The sequence below is a fragment of the Phycisphaerales bacterium genome (assembly GCA_040217175.1).
GTDB lineage: Bacteria > Planctomycetota > Phycisphaerae > Phycisphaerales > UBA1924 > JAHCJI01.
Map to the genome: position 1 here is coordinate 1,660,684 of JAVJNT010000002.1, position 21,848 is coordinate 1,682,531.

General features: G+C 68.8%; 7 protein-coding genes. All 7 read left to right on the forward strand.

All coding sequences use genetic code 11. From position 1 onward, the window contains the following. Window positions 1-57: 57 nt before the first annotated feature. Window positions 58-13,845 carry a secretin N-terminal domain-containing protein gene (locus RIA68_14265; GenBank protein ID MEQ8318607.1) on the forward strand — a complete coding sequence of 4,596 codons (13,788 nt, stop codon included), beginning with the start codon at window positions 58-60 and terminating at the stop codon, window positions 13,843-13,845. After that, complete coding sequence (locus tag RIA68_14270) at window positions 13,842-14,375, forward strand: hypothetical protein (protein MEQ8318608.1); 534 nt, start codon at window positions 13,842-13,844, stop codon at window positions 14,373-14,375. Before RIA68_14265 ends, RIA68_14270 begins: the two co-directional genes overlap by 4 nt. A gap of 160 nt (window positions 14,376-14,535) precedes the next feature. Further along, the gene (locus RIA68_14275) at window positions 14,536-15,510 is read left to right on the forward strand and encodes a PstS family phosphate ABC transporter substrate-binding protein (protein MEQ8318609.1); all 975 of its coding nucleotides are present in this window, start codon (window positions 14,536-14,538) and stop codon (window positions 15,508-15,510) included. Between the two features lie 195 nt (window positions 15,511-15,705). After that, window positions 15,706-18,231 carry an ABC transporter permease subunit gene (locus RIA68_14280; protein ID MEQ8318610.1) on the forward strand — a complete coding sequence of 842 codons (2,526 nt, stop codon included), beginning with the start codon at window positions 15,706-15,708 and terminating at the stop codon, window positions 18,229-18,231. Then, window positions 18,228-20,450, forward strand: coding sequence for an ABC transporter permease subunit (locus tag RIA68_14285; GenBank protein MEQ8318611.1), 2,223 nt, complete (start codon window positions 18,228-18,230; stop codon window positions 20,448-20,450). Before RIA68_14280 ends, RIA68_14285 begins: the two co-directional genes overlap by 4 nt. Window positions 20,451-20,656: 206 nt before the next feature. Then, window positions 20,657-21,412, forward strand: coding sequence for a phosphate ABC transporter ATP-binding protein PstB (gene pstB, locus RIA68_14290; GenBank protein ID MEQ8318612.1), 756 nt, complete (start codon window positions 20,657-20,659; stop codon window positions 21,410-21,412). Between the two features lie 97 nt (window positions 21,413-21,509). Then, the coding region (locus RIA68_14295; GenBank protein ID MEQ8318613.1) for a hypothetical protein at window positions 21,510-21,848 on the forward strand (339 nt) is incomplete at its 3' end.

The following is a 21,848-nucleotide window of genomic DNA, read 5'->3' on the forward strand; positions in this document are numbered from 1 at the left end:
GCAACCGACAACGCCCCCGCCGGGCGCACCACCTCGAAGGCGAAGGGAGACGCTCGCATGAGCAGCGTCGTGAAGGGGCACGTGGCCGCGGCCCTCGTGCTGTCGTGTGGCATGGCGATGAGCGTCGACGCAGCGCAAGACGGAACGGCCGGCGCCACGCTGGCCGAGGCGCCCCGGACCGATCCGCCGCCCACGCTCGAGCAGCGCTCGGCCACGCCGATCAGCTTCAGCTTCGAGAATGCGCCGTACTCGGAGGTGCTGGGCTTCTTCTCGCGCGAGGCGGGCGTGCCCATCATCTACCAGGCGGCCGTGCCCGAGCAGGGCATGACGTTCATCAGCGGCCAGTCGTACTCGTTCGAGACGGCGCTGGACATCCTGAACCGCTTCCTTTTGCCGCACAAGGTCCGCTTGAGCGAGCAGGACGAGTACCTGTACTTCCGGTCGATCGAGGACGCGGCGCGCCAGCCCGGAGAGATCTACCAGGGCGAGTTGCCGGGCCAGGTCCTCAACGGCCGGATCGTCACGCTGGCAATCCCGCTCACGAACGTCGATGCGGCGACCGTGGCCGAGCAGCTCAAGGGCATGATTGCGGCGTATGGCTCGCTCGTGCCCGTGGCGTCTCAGAACCTCCTGGTGGTGACCGAGACGGGCGAGCAGATCCGTCGCATCCGCGAGGTGGTTCGCCTGGTTGACAGCCAGCCACCGAGCGACTCGGACTATCGCATCTACCCGCTGCGCAACGCACAGGTCGGCGACGTCATCAGCACGCTGCGATCGCTGGTGCCAGAGTACGAGAAGACGATCGTCAAGCAGGGCAATCGCAGCGACGTCATCGACGACGTGACCAAGCCGCCGGTACGCTTCGAAGCCAACGATCGGTCGAATTCGATCATCGCGATCGGCCCGACGCGCCGTCTCGAGACCGCGGCCCAGCTCATCGACATGCTCGACCAGGGCGAGGGCGCGGGCGTCGACGGCCGACGGATGGCCAGCTTCGTGCTCGAGAGCGTGACGCCCCAAGAGGCGGCCCGGCAGCTCGATCGGCTGTTCTCCAGCGTGCCCAACGACCGCAAGCCCACGGTCATCCCCATGGAGACCCAGGGCAAGATTACCGTTGTCGGCAGCGCATCGCTGGTGATGCAGGCCGAGGCACTGCTGGGCGAGCTCGACCCCGGGCTCGACGATCGCGAGGACTCGGCCCAGCGCACGACGGTGGTGACGCTCGAAAGGGTCGACGCGGCTTCGGTCGAGCGGATGGCCGGCCGGCTGCTGTCGCCCCGGCAGCGCCAGGTGCTGCGGTTTGCGCCGCTCTCCGGCGGTCGCTCGCTCATGGTCACCGGGCCGGCGCTCGACGTCGAGGCGTTCGAGGAGCTCGCGCGCACGCTCGACAGCGGCGAGGCGATCGCTCGCGACGTGCGCACGCTGACGGTCGGTCGCGGCGACACGCAAGCCGTCGTCGATCGCGCCGAAGAGCTCTACCGCCTGAGCGGCATGGATGAGCGCGAGCCGCTGACGATCGACGTCGACGCGTCCAGGCGCACCGTCACGGTCGTGGGCCAGCGCGAGGGGCTCGACCGCTTCGTCGAGTTCATGCGCCAGAGCGAGTCGAGCGTGGTCGTCGAGCGCGAGTCACGGACGTTTACGATGGCCTCGGCCCGGCCCAGCGAGGTTGCCCAGCGCGCGTCGCGCGTCGCCGACGCGATGCTCCGGCCGGCCGACGGCTCGGCCTACGACGCGCCGAAGTTTGAGGCGATCGACGAGGTCAACCAGCTCATCGTGCGGGCGGGCGAGGGCCAGTTCTCGGTCATCGAGGCGGTCATCGCCCAGCTCGACAGGCCGGCGGGCGGTTCGCGCTTCGTGACCGTGCCCGTGCGCAACGCGACGCCGCAGCAGCTCCTCGATCGCGTGCGGCCCGTGTACGACGCCGAGACGGCCCGCAGGGATGATCCGTCGCTGGGCGACATCGAGTTGACGCCCGACGCGGCGGCCGGCGCGATCATCGCGCGCGGCTCGGCGTCGGCGGTCGCGCTCTTCCAGGACGTGCTGCGCCAGGTGCAGCAGCTCGTACCCCCGGCACGCACGACGCGGATGCTCGACCTGGAATTCGCCGGCGCCGACCAGGTCCTGCCCGTGCTGCAGTCGCTGATCGAGCAGCGTGAGCCGGTCGATCCGTCGCGCGAGGCGCCGTCGCCCGAGATCTCCGTGCTCGAGCGCACGAACACGTTGGTCGTGAAGGCCGAGCCCGCCCAGCACGCGATGGTGGCCGAGCTCGTCGCCCGGCTCGACACGCCCGAGCCGATGGACCTGCCGCCGCTCAAGCTGCTGCAGCTCCGCACGGCCAACGCCGGCAACATCGCTCGGATGCTCAACGACCAGTACCGCCAGCGTCCGCAGGCCGACCGCATCGCGCGGCCCGTCGACGTGCGGGCCGACGAGGCAACCAACACGCTGATCGTGTCGGCACACGAGGAATTGCTGGCCGACATCAAGTCGTTCGTCGACGAGATCAACGAAGAGAGCCAGCAGGGGCCCGAGCGAGCGCCGCTGCTCTTCCGGCTGTCGGTCGCCAAGGCGACGGACGTTGCCGACGCGATGAACCGGTTGTATCCCGAGCCGGCCATCCCGCGTGATCGCCGCGGCCAGCCCATGCCGTGGCTGCAGCAGCCGCGCGAGGTCGTGGTGTCGGCCGACGAATCGAGCAACTCGCTGATCATCGACGCGCCCGTCGAGATGCACGAGTCGCTGCGAGAGCTGGCGTCCCAGCTCGACCAGGTCGAGGTTCCGCCGAGCGCTCAGTTGCGGACGTATCGCGTGGTGAATGCCGACGTGGCGACCATCAAGCGCGTGCTGGAAGGCATGGACCGCCAGGGCAACCTGAGCGCGCCGGCCCAGCCCGGGCGGCAGAGCGTGCGTGTCACGATCGAGGCCGAGCCGCGCAGCGGAACGCTGATCGTGGCCGGCGACGACACGACGTTCCAGCGCGTCGAGGCGATGCTGGAGGATCTGTCCGCCGTGCCGGTCGAGCGCGAGACGGCCATCGTGCCCATCGCCAACGCCGACGCGAAGGACATCGGCGACCGGGCGCTATCGATCTACCAGGCCCAGGTGGCCGGCGTGCCCGGCGCGGGCGAGGTCGAGCTGTCCATCAACGAGACCACCAACGCGCTCGAGATCGTGGCCGATGCGCAGGCGATGGAGCGCTTCCTGGGCGTCATCGATCTGCTGCAAGACCAGGCCGGCCCGCCGCGCGAAGCCCGGCTCATCCAGCTCCAGCAGGCACGCGCCGCCGACGTCATCGAGTTCTTGCGGGACCTCGTCGGGTCGAGCAGCTCGCTGCGCCAGCAGGGCGGGCCCGAGCCCGTGTTCGAGGCCATCGAGAGCACGAACGCCATCCTGGCCGCGGCGGTGCCGGCGCAGTTTGGGATCATCGAACAACTGGTCGCTGATCTCGATCGACAGCAGTCGGCCGGACGCCAGCCGCTGCGCATCCTGCGGCTCCGGACGACCGAGGCGAGCAACATCGCGCGGATGCTGCAGGACAGCTACCAGCGCCGCACGCCCGAGGAGCGGTCGCGCCAGCCGGTGGACATCCGGGCCGACGCGGCAACGAACACGCTGCTCGTGTCGGCGCATCCGGAGATGATGCCCGAGATCGAAGCGGTCGTCTCGCAGCTCAACGACGCGCGAACGGTCGACGACGAGGACCGCGAGATCCGCATCTTCCCGCTGCAGCACGCACGGGCCGAGGAGCTCGCGCAGACCATCGACGAGATGTATCCCGAGCCTCCGATGCCGCGGGACTCGCGCGGCCGGCCGCGGCCCGACCTGCAGCAGCCCAAGGAGGTCGTCGTCCGGGCCAATCGCTCGACGAACGCGCTGATTGTCGATGCGCCCTCGCGGCGGCTGGCGGGCTTCGAGCAGATCGTGAATTCGCTGGATAAGTCCGAACTGGCGGGCGACGTGGTCGTGCGCACGTATCGCCCGCAACGGGCCGAGCCGCAGGCACTCGCGAGCGCGATCCGCGAGCTCGCGGGTAGCGGCGCCCTCGGCGGCAGTCCGCGTACGCCGCTGACGGTGTCGGTCGAGCCCAACACGCGCACGATCATCGTGAGCGGCCCGGGTGAGGCGTTCGTGCAGGTCGAGGCGCTGCTCGAGGACCTCGACGGCTCGCCCGCGCGCCCCGAGTCGACCGTGAAGCTCTACAAGCTGCAGCACGCGCGGGCCGACCGCCTCGAGCCCCTGCTACGCGACCTGCTGACGACGCGCCTCCGCGAGCAGCAGCAGGTGTCGGGCGGGCTGGGCGTCGCCGACGTGGCGTCGCTGCTGACCGTCAGCGCCGAGCCCGCGACGAACACGCTGATTATCTCGGCACCGCCGATCGCCCAGGAGCTCGCGCAGAGCCTCGTCGACGCGCTGGACACCGACGAGGTCGGCGCCGCGGCGCCGGTCGTTCGGGTGGTGCCGCTGAGCTACGGCCGGTCGGACCAGATCGCCCCGCAGCTCGAGCGCGCGATCGAAGCGCTGGTATTGCCCAGCGGCGGCGAGGTTCGCGTGAGCTCGGTGGGTGGCGCCAACGCGCTGCTGCTCACGGGCTCGCAGAACGACCTCGAGCTCGTCGGCACGCTCGTCGACGATCTCGACACGCCGCCGTTCGATCCCGAGGCGGTGGGGGTGCAGACGTTCGAACTGCAGCACGCCGATGCCGAGCGCGTGGGCCCGGTCATCGAGCGCCTGCTGGAGCAGCAGCGCGAGAGCAACCCGTTCATCCTGCGCGAGCTGATGCGACGGGATCCCTCGGTCGCGCAGGTCACGCCCGTGCGCGTCGAGGTGGACAGCGCCACGAACGCGCTGCTCGTCAGTGGGCCGTCGAAGATGGTCGAACTCGCGAGCGAGCTGATCGAACGACTGGATCGACCGACCGTTGAGAGCGGCCGCACGCTGCTCACCTACACGCCTGCTCGTGCCCAGCCGCAGGCGCTGGTCGATGCCGTCTCGCCCGTGGCCGAGCAAACGATCGAGCGTGACCGCCAGGGCCTGGAGATCTCGGCCGACCCCAACACGGGCACCGTGCTCGTCGTCGGCGGCGAGGCCGCGGCCGTGCAGGCCGTCGAGCTCTTGCAGCGCTTCGATGATCGGGCCCCTGCGACGCCGATCGCGGACGTCACGGTCGTGACGCTCGCCAACGCGTCGGCGGCGAACGTCGCGCAGACGGTCGAGTCGCTCCTGAACGATCGCGGCCGCTGGCCGGCGGAGCTGGTCCGCGCCGAGCGAGCCGGGCTAGCCGTGCCGCGCCCGACGCTGCGGGCCGACGAGCAGGCCAACCGCATCGTGATGAGCGTGCCCAGCGCGATGATGCCCATGGCCGGCAAGCTCATCGAGGCCATGGACGCGGCTCCCAGCGGCCAGGGCGAGCGCGGCGTGCGCCTCGTTCGTTTGTCGCAGGGAGACGCCGACTCGGTCGCGAATGCCGTGCAAGACGCCTTGCGCGCCGGCGTGCGTCCGGGCCAGCCGCAGCCGACGGTGCGCGCCGAGACGCGTAGCAACAGCATCGTCATTGCGGCCTCGCAGTCGCAGATCGAGGAAGCGGTCCAGCTCATCAGCGAGATGGACGTGCAGGTCGAGCCCGAGGCCGTGGGGGTGCTGACGCTGCGCCTCACGCACACGCGGGCCGAGACGGTCGCGCCCATCCTCGAGACCATCCTGCAGCAAGAGTCGATCGTCGATCTCCTGCCTTGGTGGGCCATCGGCGGGTTCGCCGCCCAGAACCCAGACCAGGCCGTCAAGCCCACGATCCGCGTGATTCCGGAGCCGGGGAGCAACACGGTCGTCGTCGCCGCGCCCCGGCCGCTGCTGGAGCTCGCCGAGCAGGTCGTCGCCGAGCTCGACTCCGCAGACTCGGCGGGCGACGCCGATCGCCGGATCGTCCGGCTCATCCCGCTGCGCAACGCCGATGCGACCGAGATGTCGCAGAACCTCGCCGGCGTCTTGAGCGACGAGGGCGGCGTCGAGCCCCCGACCATCCGCGTCGACCAGGGCAGCAACACGCTGATCGTGCGCGCGACCCAGTCGCAGATGGCCGAGATCGAGAGCCTGGCCCAGCAGATCGACTCGGCCACGCTCAGCACGAGCCGGCAGATGCGTCTGATCCCGATCGATCGCTCGCGCGGCGACGCGGCCGTCGTGGCCCAGACGCTGCGACAACTCCTCGAGCAACAGGGCGGCGTGCGCGTGCAGGTCATCGGCGTCGACGAGCTCATGAAGGACGCGGGCGAGCCCATCGGTCCGGGCAGTGCGCTCCCGCCGCGCCGCGATCCGCTCCGCGAGGCCGTGATGGCGGCCGTGCTCGCGGGCGTGCAGCAGGACCAAGCCGCTGATGAGGAGTCGACCGAATCGCAAGCCGATGACCAGCCGACGATCACCATCGCCGTCGATCCCGCGACCAACACGCTGGTCGTCGTTGGCTCGCCCCGCGTGACGGATCGGCTGGCGTCGCTGGCCGAGCAGATCCAGCAGCAGCTCCCGCAGGAAGCGACGCGGACGCGCGTGATCCGGCTTCCCAGTTCGGCCAACGCCAACGCGATCGCGCAGATCGTCCGCCAGACGGTGCAGCGCGTCGGCCGCGCCAGCACGGAGAATCCGTCGGGTTTTACCGGGCGCCCTGACGTCGTCCCAGACCCGATAGGCTCGTCGCTCATCGTGTGGGCCAACGACACCGACTTCGAGGTGCTCGGCGAGCTCATCGGCGCGGTCTCGCGGCTCGAGGCGAGCGAGTCGCTGACGCTCAAGGTCTACCCGCTGGTCAACATCGATGCCGACGACGCGGCCGACTCGGTCAACGACCTCGTGAGCGCACAGCCCACGGGCCAGCAGGCGCGCCGGTTTCGCTGGCAGCAGACGCCATCGCGGGCGAGCGAACTGACGCTGCTCGGCCCCGACGGTCAGCGCGTCCAGGCGTCGATCGATCCCGATACGGTCCGCGTGCTGGCCGACCCGAGCGGCACGCGGCTGGTCGTGACGGCGCCTAGCGACGTCCTGCCGCTCATCGACTCGTTCGTGAGCCTGATCGATCAGAGCCCGCTGGCCGATCGCTTGTCGATCCGCCGCTACGAGCTCGACAACGCCGAGGCCGCGCAGCTCTCGCAAGCCTTTCGAGACCTCTTTCGCGCCCAGCGGCGTGGCCCGGGTGGCAACTCGATGCCCGAGCCGAGCTTCGTGGCCGACGATCGCACCAATGCGCTCCTGATCACCGCGTCGAGCGATCAGCACCAGGAGATCGAGCGACTGCTGGTCGACGCTGATGCGCCATCGCGCGACGAAGGCCTGGAGTTGGCGATCCTGCCGCTGCAGAACGCCGCACCACGCACGGTCGCGCAGGTCATCAACCAGGTGCTCATCGGCAACGACCCGGGCCGGCGGGACAAGCTCAACGTCTCGTCCGACGACGACGCGGGCATGCTCGTCGTTCGGGCCGAGCCCGAATTGCTGGCCGAGGTCCGACTGCTGGCCGAAGACCTCGACTCGGCGAGCGTTGAAGGCGCCCCGATCCGCACGATCAAGCTCGAGACCGCCGACGCCCCGACCGTCGCCCAGGCGATCCAGAGCTTCATGAGCGACCGGGCGCAGTCGGCCGGCCGCGGTCGCCGAGGGCAGACGCGGGTGAACGTCGTCGGCGAGCGCCGCAGCGGCACGCTCATCGTGGCGGCGTCGGACGAGGACTTCGCGCAGGTCCAGGAGCTGGCCGACGCGCTGGACATGCCGGCGGCCGCTCGGGACCTCCGGGTCGAGATCGTGCGGATCAAGAATGGCAGCGCCGACGACCTGAACGATGCCGTCGAGGACCTGAGCATCCAGCTGTACGACGAGCGCGTCTGGGGCGGATGGAACCGCTCGCCCGCAGACGCGCCCGAGGACAAGCTGTATACCACGGTGCACGAGCCGAGCAACAGCATCATCGTCGTTGGCCAGGGCAACACGATGGACCTGGTCCTCGGGCTCATCAGCGACCTCGACGCCGAGGGCAGCGACGTGACGCGCAAGATCGTGCGGACCGTGCCGATCAAGGACGGCGATCCGGACGCGATCGCGCAGGTCATCCGGCAGGCGTTCCAGGAGAACGACCGCGGCCGCTGGTGGTTCAGCTTCGGCCAGGAGGGCGTAACGGTCTCGGTCGATCGTGTCCGCGGGCTGCTGATCATGGTCGGCGAGAAGGCCAAGGTCGATCAGGCCGTCGAGTTCGCCGAGACGCTGGCGGCTACGCCCGGCATCGAGGACCGGCCGATCGAGGTCATCGAGCTGCGCCACGCGAGCGCCGATCGCGTGCAGCGGACGTTGCAGCAGTTCTTCGCCCAGCGAGCCCGTGCCCGCGGCCAGCGGCAGAGCGACGTGACCGTCATCGGCTCGACCGACGGCAACGTGCTCATCACGACGGCGGGTGAGGAGGACATGTCGCTGCTGCAGGACATGGTCGCCCAGATCGACCAGCCAGACCTGCCCGAGGGACGCAGCATCGAGGTGTTCTCGCTGCGTTCGATGGATCCGCGCGAGGCCAGCGAGGCCATCCGCAGCATGATCCCCAGCAGCGGCCGCGAGGACGCGATCCGCGTGACGGCCCAGCCCAGCCGCAACGCGATCATCGTGTCGGCCCAGGACGAGCAGTTCCCGCTGATCGAGGCCTTGCTCGAGAAGCTCGACACCGACGCCGCGCTGCCGTTCGTGAGCGTGCAGCTCACCGAGGCCCGCGCGACGCAGGTCGCCCAGGACCTCCGCAGCGCCCTGCCCGACGGCATGAACGTCGAGCTGACCGCCGTCGATCGCACGAACACGGTCATCATCTCGGGCGGCAACGAGGAGTCGGTCGCCTGGGTGCGCGAGCAGATTGCCCAGTTCGACGTCGCCAGCGCCCCGCCGGCCACCGAGTTCCGCCGCGTGCAGCTCGAACACGCCCGTGCGGTCGACGTCTGGCTCACGCTCCGCGAGGCCGTGCGCGCCCAGCCGCGCCAGCAGGGCGAGTCGGTGCCCGGGGTCGACTACGTCGACAGCCAGAACGTCGTGACGCTCACCGCCGAGCCCGACGAGATGCGGCAGCTCCTGCAGATCATCGAGGAGCTCGACGTCGAGACCGGCGGCGAGCGGCAGACGCAGTTCATCAAGCTGCGATTCGCCGAAGCGAACCTCGTGGCAGAGGCGCTCAAGCTCTTTTATGGCCCGCGCGCGATCGAGGCCAAGAACCAAGCGGCCCGCGACGTGAGCATCCTGAGCGACGCGGTCACCAACACGCTCATCATCGCCGCGGGCGAAGAGCAGTGGGAGGGCATCGGCAACCTGCTCGACCAGTTCGACACCGAGGCATATTCGACCGGCCGCCAGCTCCGGGTGATTCCACTGAACAACGCCGACGCCCGTAGCGTGGCCGACGCGCTCAACGAGGGCTTCCGGGCCCCGCTCGAGCAGCAGATCCAGCGAGAGCAGGCGCGACGCCAGGGCAACCAGCAGGGCGACCGCCGCCAGACTTCGCCCGACCTGCCCACCGTGCTGATCGATCCGGGCGAGACGCCCGTGGTGTCGGCCGAGGTCGAGACCAATTCGCTCATCGTGTTCGCCAACGTGCAGGACCTGGAGCGCATCGAGACCATCGCCAAGTCGCTCGACGGCGAGGGCGCCAGCCGGCTGCCCGACGCGCGGGTCATCGCGCTCCAGTCGGGCCGGGCCTCGCGCATCGCCCAGGCCGTGCAGCGTATCTTCATCGATCCGCTCGGCCGCCGCGGCCCACGCACGCCGGTGGTCTACGGCGACGACGCGAGCAACATGGTGGTGTTCCGTGGCTCCGAAGCCGAGTTCACCCAGGTCCGAGCGCTCGTGCAGACGCTCGAAGCCGAGGGCTCGTCGGCCGACGTCCGGGTGCGGACGCTCGTGGTTAAGGGCATTCCGGCGGTCCGCATGCGCGAGACGCTGCTCAACGCCTTCCGCGTTCGGGCGCAGCAGCTCAACGAGGGTCTGGGCATCGAGGTCGACCGCGACAGCAATGCCCTGGTCATCGCCGCCAGCGAGCGCTTGTTCGAGGAGATGAAGGAGGTCGTCGACACGCTCCAGGCCGAGTTGCTCGGCGATGAAGGAGTCCTCGAGGGCCTCGACCCGGCCGGCCCGATGGGCCTGGGCCAGTCCATCCGCATCATCGAGCTCGCCTCGCAGACGCCCGCGCAGGTGGTGCAGCTCGCCGACCAGCTCGGGCTCACCAGGCCGACCCAAGCCGACCGCCCGGGCCTGGTCAGCGAGCCGGTCAGCATCGTGCCCCTGCCGACGCGCAGCGCGGTGGCGGTCGTCGCTGGTTCCGCCGATGCGGACCGCGTCGAGCAGCTCGTCCGCGCGATCGATCAGGGTGACGTCGTTGATCCACAGTCGGTCGCGATGATCCGCCTGAAGACAGCCTCGGCGGACCAGGTCGCGCGCGTCGTCCGCGAGATGCTGGCGCCACAAGCCGAGCAGAACCAGTCGGCGACGGCGCGGGCCCTCGCCGAACAGGTGCGCCGGCGTCGCCTCGGCACGGGCGAGGGTGGCCCCGAATTCGACCTGGAAGTCCCCGTCCAACTCGGCGTTGACGCGGGATCGAACTCGTTGTTGATCGCCTCGTCGCCGGCGAACGTTGCGGCGATCGAGCAACTCGTCGCCACGCTCGACACGCTGCCGGTGGGCGAGGCCGTGGTTGCCCGCATCTTCGCGCTGAGCAACGCCGATGCCGGCCGCATCCGCACGATCATCGACGGCCTGTTCCGCGAGGGCGAGGCCATCCGCCGCGTGCCCGGTACGCAGCGCCAGGGCGTGCCCACGACGGCGACGGGCCAGGCGCTGGCCGGCGACGTCGCCATCGAAGTCGACGCACGCACGAACTCGCTCATCGTCGTCGGACGCGAGGACGGCGTTGCCTTCGTTGAAGTCTTGCTGGCGGACCTCGATAGCGAGGAGTCCGTCGGCTGGATCGAGCCGACGCTCATCACCCTCGAGCACGCGGACGCGACCGACGTGGCCGACCTCATCCGCGAGACGCTCGTCGACGGCGTGTCCGATGCGCCCCAGGCCGCGGGCCTGCGCGAGCAGGTCGGGCGCCTCCGGCTCGTCCAGCACGGGAAGGACCCGCTCGAAGCGGGAGCCCGGCTCGACAGCGACCTCTTCGGCACGCTTAGCGGCTTGACCATCCTACCCGAGCCAACGGGCAACCGGCTGATCGTGGTTGCAAGCCCGGCCAACCTGCGCATCGTGCAGGAGCTCGTCAAGATGCTCGACGTCGAGTCGGCGGCGGCCAGCAACCAGGTCCGCTTCTTCGCGCTCGAGCGCGCGTCGGCCGATCGCGTGGCCGACCTGGTCGAGGAGATCTTCGACGATCGTCGCCGCGTCGGCATCGATCGCGAAGAGGACGCCGTCCTCGTCCAGCCCGACCTTCGCACCAACACGCTCGTCGTGTCGACCAGCCCGCGCAGCTTCGCCGTGCTGGAAGACCTGGTGCAACGTCTCGACCGCGACGAGGGCCGCGTAACGGTCGGCCTGCACACCATCGACGTCGTCGGCGCGGATGCCGAGCAGCTCGCCCCGCGGATCGAGCGCCTGATGCGTGACCGCATCGAAGCAGCGACGCGCGGCGGACGCTCCGAGTCGGCCCAGGACGTCTTCTCCATCGAGCCCAGCCGATCGACCAACCAGCTGCTCGTCGTCTCGAGCGAGGAGAACCTGGAGGTCGTGCGCGGCCTGGTCGAGAGCCTCTCGAAGGAAGAGCAGCGGCTCAGCGACGCGGCCGAGATCGCGCTCATCGGTCTCGAGCGCGGTACGGCCTCGAGCATCGTCGAGTCGATCCGCACGCTCTACGTCGACCCCGAGAACGACAAGCGCGGCGACAACGCCGTGAGCGTCGTGGCCGAGGATCGCACGAACTCGATCGTCGTCAGCGGCACGGCCAACGACATCACGAAGGTGCGCGACCTCGTGCAGCGCCTCGACGTTGCCGAGGTCTTCCGCCAGCGGCTGCTGCAGCGGGTCGAGCTGGACAGCGCCGATGCTCGCGAAGTGGTCCAGTTGCTCGAGAACCTGCTCTCGGGCCGGAGCGTCGGCGGGCAGCCGGGCGAGTCGGCCTCGATCATCGAGTTCCGCCGCCAGATCCGCGACGAGATGGGCAACGGGCAGGGCGAGTACGCCATCACCCGCGCCACCATCGACGAGTCGGTGCGACGGCAGATCACCATCGAGGCCGACGAGCGCACCAACGCCGTCACCATCATCAGCCCGCCCGAGGTCATGGACCTGATCCTCGGGTTCATCGACGAGGTCGACCGCAGCGAGGTCGACGACCGCATCCTCAAGTACTTCCGGCTGCAGAACGCCGATGCGGAGCAGATGGCCGTCGTGCTGCAGGAGCTCTTCAGCCTGCAGCGGCAGGGCGACCAGCTCATCCTCGTGCCCTCGCGCCGCCTGAACGAGAATCCCGACCAACCGTTCGAGCCGCAGCTCACGCCCGTCTCGACCGAGCGCGAGCGGCTGGCGATCACGATCGACTATCGCACCAACACGCTCATCGTCTCGGCGACTAAGGAATATGTCGACCTGGTGACAGACGTCATCGACCGCCTCGACTCCATCCAGGCAACCGAGCGGGAGGAGGTCGTCTACTCGTTGCAGAACGCCCAGGCCAACGAGGTCGAGCAGGTGCTGCAGGGCTACTTCCAGACGCAGGCCGACCGGCTGCGTCAGCTCATCAGCGACGAGGGCAGCGAGTCGCTCAGCCGCGTGCTCGACCGCGAGGTCATCGTGGTGGGGGACCCGACGAGCAACAAGGTCATCGTGTCGGCCTCGCCGCGGTACATTAGCACGGTAAACGACATCGTCAGCGAGCTCGACGCCGCGCCGCCGCAGGTGCTGGTGCAGGCGCTGATCGCCGAGGTGACGCTCGACGAGAACGCCAGTTGGGGCCTGGACTTCGACGTGTTCGACTTCGGCGGCGACATGTTCGACTTTGGCATGAGCGCTGCGGGCACGGGCGTTGCCACGGCCGTCGGCTTGCCGAACCTCTCGCTCACGTCGTCCGACTTCGGGCTGGCCGTGCGAGCACTCGAGGGCCAGGGCCGGCTCGAGGTCCTGTCGAGGCCGGTCATCCAGATCAACAACAACGAGTCGGGCAACATCCTGGTAGGTGAAGACATCGCTATCATCGAGAGCGTCGACACGTTCGAGAACGGCCGGACGCAGGCCAACGTCACCCGCCGCAACGTCGGCATCGAGATGCTCGTCCGTCCGTCGATCAGCTCCGATGGATTCGTCCGGATGGAGATCCAACCGGAAATATCTTCGCTCTCGAGCCAGCAGACGCAGATCAGCGAGAACTTCGCCGCTCCGATCATCAACACCCGCGAGGTTCAGACCACCGTCACCGTGCGCAACGGCGAGACCGTGGTCATCGGCGGATTGATCCAGGCATTCAACGACAACCGCAACACCAGCGTGCCGCTCTTCGGCGATCTGCCGGGCGTCGGCTGGCTCTTCCGCACCCGGGAACGGACGAATCGGCGGACCGAATTGCTCGTGGTACTCACGCCGCGGATCATTCCCGGCGGGCGTGTCGGCGTCGTCGAAGCCCGGCGCGTGACGGGCAGCGAGATGTTCCGCCACACCGGTGCATCGAGCAAGATGATCGAGCGATCGGACGTCTCGGGCCTGTCGTTCGAGCAGTTCGATCCCAAGTACTTTCCCGAAGAAATCCTGATCGACGAGGGCACGATGGGACCGCACACCGAGCCGTACTCGACGTATCCTGCGCTGCGTCCTACCGATCCCGACGAGCCGACTGATCCGGAGCAGCCCAAGTGAGCAGAGTCGCCCGCGTTGCCCTCGTTTCGTGCATCGTTGCGACGATCGTGCTGGCAGCGGGCGCTGGTTCGGGCTGCGTGAGCGACGGCCCGCCGATCAAGAAGTTCGCCCCGCCGCCCGACGACGTGATGCCCCGTCGCATCATCGTCATGAAGCGCGGCGAGTTCGATCAGGACCTGGACAGCTACATCGACGGCGTCCTGGTTGAGGCCTACCTCCTCAACAACGACCGCACGGGTGAGGGTGCCGACCAGCCATTCCTGCGCGACGGAACCCTGAAGTTCAGGCTGTTCGACGCCGACGGCACGCTGTTCTGCGAGGGCGAGTTCTCGCCTGCGGTCATGGCGCGATCCGAATCGGATGCCCTGCTGGGCCCGGGGTACGCGCTTCAGATCATGTTCGGCCCCCGTGGCTACGACGACGTGCGAGATCGGATGGCGGCCCGGATGGACTTCGAGTTCACGCCCTCGGCCGCACCCGAACAAAAAGCGTTCGGCTCGACACAGGTCCGCTTGGGCCCCATGTTCTAGCCGAGGTGCTTTCCGATCGTCGAGCCTCGGCGAGCTTAAGCCCTTAGCGCAATCTTCACGTGTTCTTCGGTTGCCGTGAATGCCCCGATCTGGGGGCCCTGCTTCCATTTGGCTCGAAACACAAGCCGCCCCGAACGCTGCGGGCGAAGGAGATTCCAGCATGGCAACGACGTTTCGCAAATGGACCGTGGGCTTGACCGCCGTGGCTGGCGCTTCGGTGCTCATGGCCGCCGGCCCCGAGATCGACAGCCAGCTGCCCACCTATCGCCCCGTGAGCGGCGTGTCGGGCAACATCAAGAGCATCGGTTCGGACACCATGAACAACCTCATGACCCTCTGGGGCGAGGAATTCAAGGCGTTCTACCCGGCCGTGCAGATCGAGGTCGAGGGCAAGGGCAGCTCGACCGCGCCCCCCGCGCTCATGGAGGGCCAAGCCCAGTTCGGCCCGATGAGCCGCGCCATGAAGTCGTCCGAGGTCGACGAGTTCGAGAAGCGCTTCGGCTACAAGCCCGTCGCGCTCCGCACCGCCATCGACGCCCTGGCCGTGTTCGTGCACAAGGACTGCCCGCTGGACGAGATCTCGATCCAGCAGCTCACTGACGTCTTCTCGGTCTCGGGTGAGAACATGACCTGGGGCGACCTGGGCGTGACCGACCGCAGTTGGGCCAACCGCCCGATCAGCCTGTACGGCCGCAACTCGGCCTCGGGCACCTACGGCTACTTCAAGAAGGTCGCCCTGCAGGGCAACGACTACAAGAACACCGTCAAGGAGCAGCCCGGCTCGTCGGCCGTGGTCCAGGGCATTGCCACGGATCGCTTTGCCATGGGCTACTCGGGCGTGGGCTACGCCACTGCGGGCGTCAAGATGCTCGAAGTCTCGCTCGACGGCGGCGAGGCCTTTGCCCCGGTCGCCGAGTTCGCCAACTCGGGCGAGTACCCGCTGGCCCGCTTCCTGTACCTCTACGTGAACGCCGACCCGGTGAAGGGCATCGATGACCCGATCCGCGCCGAGTTCATCAAGCTCATCTTCAGCAAGCAGGGCCAGGAAGTCGTCCTCAAGGACGGCTACTTCCCCGTGTCGGCCAACGTGGCCCGCGCGGACCTCAAGGCCTGCAAGCTCAACCCCAACTTCTGATCGACGATTGACCCCTACCGGTTGATCCGAGAACCCGATGCCCCAAGCCTTCGCGGGTTTGCGAGGCATCTTTCTCTTTTCTGAATCCGTCCGCTGTCGCCGTCCGCCGAGCACCGAATGCCAGCGAGCAAGAGCCCAAGGCCCAAGAGAAGCGCGCATTCGGGCAACCGCCCGGTCCGCCGCCGCGTGGTCTTGATGGACCAGATCTCGGGCTACGTCATCCACACGGGTGGCGCGTTGGTGCTCGTTGCGGTCCTGGGCATCTGCGTCTACCTCGCCTACGTCGTCATCCCGCTGTTCTCACGCGGCGAGATCGGCGAGCGGCTCAGCAGCGACACGCCCATGAAGGCCGGCGTGCCCGTGATCGATCCCTACGGCCGGGGCGCCGCGTTCGTGTCGAAGGAGGGCGGCATCCAGCCCTTTGCGCTCGCGACCGGCGAGCCGCTGGCCGAGCCGCTCTCGCTCTCGCCCGATCAGACGCCCTCGGCGCTCTCGGTCGTGCGCAACGGCGAGCTCGTCGCCGCGGGCTACGCCGACGGCACGGTCCGACTGGGAAGCATTACCTTCGACGAGCAGATCCTCGTCACCCAGCCGCCAAGCCCCGACCAGACCTTCTGGGCCGCCGACGGCGCGCTCTACGAGATGGTCACGCCCGAGCGGGCGCGGCGGTCACAGGTGCAGATCGAGCTGGGGGACCCCGTCGAGCTGAGCGAGGGCGAGGGCGGCGTCGTTCGCATCGACTACAACGTCGACCCCACGGGCCGCACGGTGCTACTCGTCGCCCGGGCCGACGGCACCGTGCTGGTCAACACCGTGCGGACCATCCGGCCCCTCGGCGGCGGCCCGCCCCGCACGCGGCTGCGCTCGACGTCGTTCGAGATGGATCCCGACTCGTTCGAGCGATGGCTGTTCGTGACGTCCGATGCCGACCACGCGCTGTGCGTCGGCGAGGACGGCGAGGTCCGCCGATTCAGCAGAACGGACGATGGGTTCGAGCTCGCCGAGACGATCGTCGCGGTCAACGACGGCCAGCGCGTGACCGCGGCCACGATGATCCTGGGCGGCCGGACGCTCTTGCTGGGCGACGACGCCGGCACGATCTACGCGTGGCACGTCGCGACGGGCGAGCTCGCCGGCGTCGCCGGCGTGCAGCAACTCGTCATGGCGCACGAGTTCGCCGGTTCGGACGCGCCCATCGTCGACATCGCCCCGAGCCAGCGTGACCGCTCGATCGTGATCCTGGGCAGCAACGGCAACGTCCGCGTCCGCCACGTGACGAGCGAGAAGATCGTCGCCGACTTCGAGACGGGCCTCGAGAACCCGATCCACGCGCGGCTCGCGCCCAAGAACGATGGCGTCTTCGTGCTCGACGCGTCGGGGCTGGGCGTCATGCGGGCCCTCGAGCCGGGCTACCCGGAGTTCTCCTTCAAGGCCCTGTTTGGCAAGGTGCACTACGAGGGCCAGTACGAGCCGGAGTTCGTCTACCAGTCGTCTTCGGGCGACGATGCCGCGGAGATCAAGCTCAGCATCATGCCGCTGATCTTCGGTTCGCTCAAGGCAACCATCTTCGCGATGCTGTTCGCCGTGCCGATGGGCGTGCTGGCGGCGGTGTATACGAGCGAGTTCCTCAGCCCGAACGTGCGGAAGGTCGTCAAGCCCGGCGTCGAGATGATGGCCTCGCTTCCGTCGGTGGTGCTGGGCTTCGTCGCGGCGATCGTGGTGGCGCCGTACGTGCGAGACGTGCTGCCCAGCGTGCTGGTGGGCTTCGCCACGGTGCCGATCGCCGTGCTGCTCATGGCCCACCTGTGGCAGATGCTGCCGACGTACTGGCGCAAGCGCCTGAGCGCCTGGCAGCACATGGTGCTCATCCTGCTCACGTGCGGCGTCGGCGCGCTCGTCGCGTTCGGCATCGGGCCGACGATGGAACGCCTCCTGTTCGCACCGCCCGAGGGCGTCGCGCAGGGCGTGCCGGTCGACATCCGCCGCTGGCTTTCGAGCGAGTACGGCCAGGCCTGGCCCGGCTGGTTCGTCGTGATGATCGCGCCCGTCGCCATCACGCTGGCCGTGCTGCAGTCGATGTTCCTAGGCCGGCGGCTCGATCGGGCCGTGGCGGGCAAGTCTGATCTGAGCATCGCGAACATCATGCTCGGCCGCTTTTTCGCGATGCTGGGCCTGACGATCGTGCTGGCCCTGGGCCTGGCGCACCTGCTGCAGGCGCTCGGCTTCGATCCGCGCGACAGCATCTTCGGGCCGTTCTCGCCGCGCAACACGCTGGTCGTCTCGATGATCATGGGCTTCGCGGTCATCCCGATCATCTACACGATCTCGGAAGACTCGCTCCAGGCCGTCCCCGATTCGCTGCGGACCGCCTCGCTCGGCGCGGGCGCGACGCCCTGGCAGACGGCGATGCGCATCGTCATCCCAGTCGCGGGCTCGGGCATCTTCTCGGCGTGCATGATCGGCTTCGGGCGCGCCGCGGGCGAGACCATGATCGTCCTGATGGCCACCGGCAACACGCCCGAGATGAGCTGGAACGTCTTCGGCGGCTTCCGCACGCTGTCGGCCAACATCGCCGTCGAGCTGCCCGAAGCTCCGATGGGCAGCACGCACTACCGGGTGCTGTTCCTGTGCGGCTTCGTGCTGTTCCTGATGACCTTCGCGGTGAACACGGCCGCCGAGGTCGTCCGCCAGATCGTGCGTGGAAGGACGGCCGGGCTATGAGCGACGATCGTCCGGACAACGTCGATCAGCCGCAGGACTTCGCCGGCGTCCCAGCGAGGCCGATGCCCGGGGGTGGCGCAGTTCCGACGAACAAGCCCGCCACCATCGAGCGGCGGTCGACGCCGCCGAGCGCGCTGGGCGAGCCGATGATCTGGCTCACGGGCGCCGCGCTCGTGGTCTCGCTGGTCATGATCGTGGGCCTGGTGGCGATGATCGTGACCCAGGGCCTGACGACGTTCTGGCCGCGCCCCATCGAGCGCGTCACGCTCAACGACGGCACCGTCTTCCTGGGCGTGCCCACCGATACCGAGGCCGACCCCGCCAAGACGCTCTACCGCACCGGCAACCGCGACATTGGCACCGAGCCATTCCGCTGGGTACCCGAGAGCGACGTTGTCGAGGTCGAGCGCCCGCAGTACGCCGTCATGCTCGAACGCGAGGCGTGGAGCGTCTGGATGGGCGTGCCCGAGAAGGCGATCGAGATCGCCGAGGACGGCGAGCCAACGGTCGTCGCCGAGGGGCCCGAGGCCGTCATGGCCTTCATCGAGGAGAACCACGGCGAGGCCCGCGAGCGGTACAAGGAGATCGAGGGCCTCAAGAAGCACGGCCTGGGCGGCATCAACCAGCGCATCGAGGCGCTCCGCCTGAGCGTCCGCGAGGCCGAGATCGCCGCGACGAGGACTGATCGGCCGGCCGACTCGTTCGGCATGCCGGTGTTCGCGGGCGTCGTGGTGCTGGGCCTGGGCGCCTTCGGCTTCGCGTGGTGGGTCGGCAGAGACCACGGACCGAGCGACACCCCGCGGCTCGGCGGCCCGAGCAAGCCCGTGCGTCTTGCCCGCATGGCCGCGGTCGCGGTCGGCGTCACGCTGCTGCTGGCCGCGTGGCTGCACGCGCCGTGGCAGAACCGCGTGATCACCGACGAGCGGCTGGCAGAGATCCTCACCGCCGCGACCGAGCGCGAGGCCGAGCTGCAGGCCCGCTACGACGACGTACTGGCTCGCATCGCCGATCTCGAGGTCGAGGACGAGCGGCTGCGGCTCGAGGTCGTCGATCCGCGGACGGGCCGGTTCGCCCCGGCGCGGCAGATCGAGCCAGACAATCCCATGCGGCTCTCGCAGATCGTCCGGGTCGTCGACGCCAACGACATGGGCCTGGGTGACAAGGTCGGCGTCTTCCTGTCGCGCTGGTGGGAGTTCCTGGCCCATCCGCCGCGCGAGGCCAACACTGAGGGCGGCGTGTTCCCGGTCATCGTGGGCACGGTCATGCTCACGCTGCTGCTGACCATCACGGTGACGCCGCTGGGGGTGATCGCCGCGCTGTACCTTCGCGAGTATGCGCCCCAGGGCGTCGTGACGAGCACCATCCGCATCGCGGTGAATAACCTCGCCGGCGTGCCGAGCATCGTGTACGGCGTGTTCGGGCTTGGCTTCTTCTGCTATACGGTGGGCAAGTACGTGGACGTCGGCAGCGATCCCTCGCTGCGCCTGCCCGCGCCGTGGTGGTGGGTGGTGCTGGGCGGCACGGTGCTCGCGCTCGTCGCCGCGTACGCATCATCGGTGTGGTCGAAGCCGATTCCGGGCAAGGAAGAGTCGACACGCAACATTGCGTTGAAGTGGGTCTCACGGATCTTGTGGCTGTCGGTCTTCATCTCGGCCGCGGTGCTCGTGGTGCGCACGCCGTACTTCACCGGCTTCTTCGAGGCCCGTGCCGCGGACGGATCGCCCACGTTCGGCTCGCGCGGCATGCTCTGGGCCGCCCTGACGCTGGCGCTGCTCACCCTGCCCGTCGTCATCGTGTCGACCGAAGAAGCCATCGCCGCCGTGCCCAATTCGATGCGCGAGGGCAGCTACGGCTGCGGGGCCAGCAAGTGGCAGACGATGCGGCGGATCGTGCTGCCCGGGGCCATGCCCGGCATCCTGACCGGTGCCATCCTGGCGATGGCGCGCGGGGCGGGCGAGGTGGCGCCCTTGATGCTCGTGGGCGCGGTGAAGCTCAACGAAGACCTGCCCATCAGCACCAACGCCCCGTTCCTGCACCTCGACCGCAGCTTCATGCACCTGGGCTTCCACATCTACGACCTGGGCTTCCAGAGCCCCGACAGCCAGGCCGCCCGGCCGCTGGTGTGGACGACCACGCTGCTCTTGCTGGTCATCGTCGTCAGCCTGAACCTCGTTGCCATCATCATCCGGGCTCGCCTACGGGCCCGCCTGACCGGATAAACGGTGAACCCATGTCCTACGCTACCACCCCGATGACCAGCCCGGCCGATGATCCCAGGCAGCAATCTCCCGCGAGGGGCGATGGCATGCCGTCGGTGGCCGACCGGGACCAGTCCCAGGCCGAATCGACCGGCGTGTACCGCGTCATCGAGGCCATCCGCCGCGGCGAATCGGTCGACCCGGCCCTGCACGCCGAGATGGACGGCATGGAGGGCGTGATCGACATCGACACGTTCAACCTCTACTACGGCCCCACCCGCGCCCTCTTCGACATCTCGATGGCCATCCCCAAGGGCAAGGTGACCGCCCTCATCGGTCCCTCGGGCTGCGGCAAGAGCACGCTGCTCCGCTCGATCAACCGCATGAACGACCTCATCGCCGGGGTGCGGGTCGAGGGCGAGATGAGCCTGAGCGGCTCGCCCATCTACGCGCCGCACGTCGACGTCATCGGCCTGCGCAAGCGCCTGGGCATGGTCTTCCAGAAGCCCAACCCCTTCCCCATGTCGATCTACGAGAACGTGGTCTACCCGCTGCGCATCGACGGCGAGAACCGCCGCAGCGTGCTCGATGAGGCGTGCGAGCGGGCCCTCCGCTCGGCGGCCATCTGGGACGAGGCCAAGGACCGCCTCAAGCAGAGCGCCCTGGGCCTCTCGGGCGGCCAGCAGCAGCGCCTGTGCATCGCCCGCGCCGTGGTCGCCGACCCCGAGGTCCTGCTGCTCGACGAGCCGTGTAGTGCCCTCGACCCCATCGCCACGCTGCGCATCGAAGAGCTGATCCAGGAGATCGCCGAGCGCTACACGGTGCTCATCGTGACCCACAACATGCAGCAGGCCATGCGCGTGAGCGACTACACGGCCTTCATGTACCTGGGCCGCCTGGTCGAGTACGGCCCCACGAGCGGCATCTTCCGCCGGCCGATCTTGACCGAGACGGAGGAGTACGTGACGGGTCGGTTCGGCTGAGACGGCAATCGAGACCACGTGAGGGCTCTGGCAAACGGCTTGCGCCGTGCGCCGAGATCGTCTTGCATCGAGGCCTGGAATCGGTCACAATTTGGGCATGAGGACGAATCGAGCCATGGCCTTGGCGTGCGTGTTGGGCGGAGTGACGCAGCACGCCCTTGCCCAGTGCGATCCTCAGGTGTTGGTGCCACCACCGCACGACACGATCAGCAGCTTTGGCAACGCCGTGGCCCTCGCAGGCCAGCAGGCGATCATCGCGGACTTCCAAGCGCCCACGCTCTGCACCGAGCCGTTCGGGTGTGCGACTGGTGCGGTGTACGTCTACCTATGGAATGAAGCCACGGGCCTTTGGGAGGGCACCCAGACCATCGTGCCGCCGGAAGCCGCGTTCGGCGACGGGTTCGGGACGTCGATGTCGGTGGATGGCACGCGCCTG

Excerpts from the sequence above, each read along its gene's own strand:
- RIA68_14265 (MEQ8318607.1), top strand. The coding sequence starts at position 58 with ATGAGCAGCGTCGTGAAGGGGCACGTGGCCGCGGCCCTCGTGCTGTCG.
- RIA68_14275 (MEQ8318609.1), top strand. The coding sequence starts at position 14,536 with ATGGCAACGACGTTTCGCAAATGGACCGTGGGCTTGACCGCCGTGGCT.
- RIA68_14280 (MEQ8318610.1), top strand. The coding sequence starts at position 15,706 with ATGGACCAGATCTCGGGCTACGTCATCCACACGGGTGGCGCGTTGGTG.
- RIA68_14285 (MEQ8318611.1), top strand. The coding sequence starts at position 18,228 with ATGAGCGACGATCGTCCGGACAACGTCGATCAGCCGCAGGACTTCGCC.
- pstB (MEQ8318612.1), top strand. The coding sequence starts at position 20,657 with ATGGAGGGCGTGATCGACATCGACACGTTCAACCTCTACTACGGCCCC.